A 2,178-nucleotide genomic window follows, 5' to 3' on the forward strand; every position below is an offset into this window, starting at 1 on the left:
GCAACGCGTGAACGTGGTCGTGGACCTGGCGTCGACCGCGGACGAGGCCTGGCGCCTGGGGGATGGCTTTCGCGTCGATGCGCGCATCACCGTTTTTTCACAGGCCGACGTCTTGCTGGTGCCCACGGCGGCCCTGGTGCGAGACGGTGCCCAGTGGCGCGTGTTTGTGATCGAGCGCGAGCGTGCGACTGCGCGGCCGGTGCAAATCCAGCGGCGCAATGCCGATGTGGCCTGGGTGAGCGCGGGCCTGAACGAGGGCGATACCGTGCTGCTCTACCCGGGCAGCATCATCACCGACGGACAGGCCGTCAAGCCGCGCTGAGGCGCTTTATCCCGACGCGTGAACCACGCGGGGGTTCCTGTGGCGCGAGGGGAGCCGGTGTCGCACAGGTCAGGTGCGAAATCCGGGCGACGCAAAGAGCGCCGTGGCAGACTCGGCCTGTTGCGCTGATGCTCAGCGCGCCGCATGCGATACCGCCCTGAGCGGTGATCGGCGGCCCCGATCACACACCGAATCCTCACCGTGCAAAACACCTTTTCGCCTGCCGCCGTGCCTTCCATGCAGCCCATGCCACCGATGGCGCAGACGGTGCGTGTCTATACCTGCCAATGCGGGCAGGCGATCTTCTTCGTCAACAGCCGGTGCCTGGCTTGCGGCACGCTGCTGGGTTATGACGCCGGACAGGGGCGCCTGATGTCCCTGGCGCCGGGTGCCGAAGCCGAGACCTGGGTCGAGAGCTTTTCCGACGGTCCCGCCTATGTGTTTTGCGCCAACCGGGAGACGCCGGCCAACTGCAACTGGTTGCTGCCCGAATCCGAGCGGCACGAACACGGTCAGCTCTGCAAGGCCTGCCGCCTCAACCGCACCATCCCGAACCTGTCGGACCCGCAGCACCCGGACAACGGCGAGCTGTGGGGCCGGGTCGAGCAGGCCAAGCGCCGCCTGGTCTCGGCCCTGTTGGTGATGGGCCTGCCGGTCGCGTCGCGCGAGACAGAAGACACCGAGAACGGATTGGTGTTCGACATCCTGCGTTCGCCAGGGCCGGGTGAGCATGTGATGACCGGCCACGACGATGGGCTGATCACACTGAACGTGGCCGAAGCCGATGACGCCAAGCGCGAACACACGCGCCGGGCCATGAACGAGCCTTACCGGACCTTGGTCGGGCACTTTCGCCACGAGATCGGTCACTACTACTGGTACCGGCTGGTCGACAACCCCGGCAGCGCGTGGCTGCCCGCGTTCCGGGACTTGTTCGGGGATGAAAACCAGGATTACGCCGAGAGCTTGAAAAAGAGCTACGAAGAGGGGCCGCGCGCCGACTGGCCGCTGCACTTTGTCAGCGCTTACGCCAGCGTGCACCCGTGGGAAGACTGGGCCGAATGCTGGGCGCACTACATGCACATGCGCGACACGGTGGACACCGCGGCCAGCTATGGCTTGTCGCTGGATACGACGCAGCTGGATTTCACGCCCTTTGACGCCACGGCGCTCTACCAGCCCGACCACCCGGATGCCTCGCGCTTTCTGGACTTCCTGAACCGCTGGACCCAGCTGACCATGCTGCTCAACGGCATGTCGCGGGCCATGGGGCAACCCGATTTTTATCCGTTTGTCTTGCCCCACGAGGTGGTGGCGAAACTGCACTTCATCCATTTGCTGGTGATGACCGAAGGGCGGCCGCAGGCGACCGACGCACCGTAGCCCCGCACCATCGACAAGCACCACGCGGCATGCGGTGCATGCCCTGCAACAGGGCTCACAAGATTACAAGACCAGCCGCTGTGCGTAGCCCGTCATTTCCAAGTAGCCGCGCCCCACGCGCTGGCCCTGGCTGTCGAACAGGTCGGACAGGCCTTCCCAGTACACCGCGCCGGTGCTCTGGCGGCTGTCCAGTTCTTGCGCGTCGATCACGGCTTTCACGGTGTAGTCGCCACCGGGCGTGCGCAGCCGCCACGCCACCGGATACCGCGTCTGCGTGAGCGGGCTGGTCCAGAACCGCAAGGGCGTGAACACCACTTCGTCGGGGCCGAAGCGCCGCAGCCGACCTGTCGCAGCGCTGGCACCCTGGCTGCGGTACGAGCCACCGGCCCACAACGCGCTGCCATCGGCACGGCGCAGCCGAAAGGCGGTGAGGCTGTCGCCGTTCTGCAGGTTCATGCCGACCCAGTCCCAGC

Annotated in this window: 2 protein-coding genes and 1 pseudogene; 2 read left to right on the top strand and 1 reads right to left on the bottom strand. The window is 66.3% G+C overall.

The window, feature by feature from the left end; translation table 11 throughout:
* Positions 1–322: pseudogene (locus ABYB95_RS22175) on the top strand (efflux transporter periplasmic adaptor subunit); the annotation flags it as partial.
* 201 nt (positions 323–523) lie between these two features.
* Positions 524–1,705 (top strand): putative zinc-binding metallopeptidase, encoded by a 1,182-nt coding sequence (locus ABYB95_RS22180; RefSeq protein WP_372662089.1) that lies wholly within the window; start codon positions 524–526, stop codon positions 1,703–1,705.
* Between the two features lie 63 nt (positions 1,706–1,768).
* Here ABYB95_RS22180 and ABYB95_RS22185 read toward each other — a convergent pair.
* Positions 1,769–2,178: lipocalin family protein (locus ABYB95_RS22185; RefSeq protein WP_372662092.1), on the bottom strand; the 410-nt coding region annotated here is incomplete at its 5' end.

Origin of the sequence: Hydrogenophaga sp. (assembly GCF_041633695.1) — a bacterium.
Lineage (GTDB): Bacteria > Pseudomonadota > Gammaproteobacteria > Burkholderiales > Burkholderiaceae_C > Hydrogenophaga.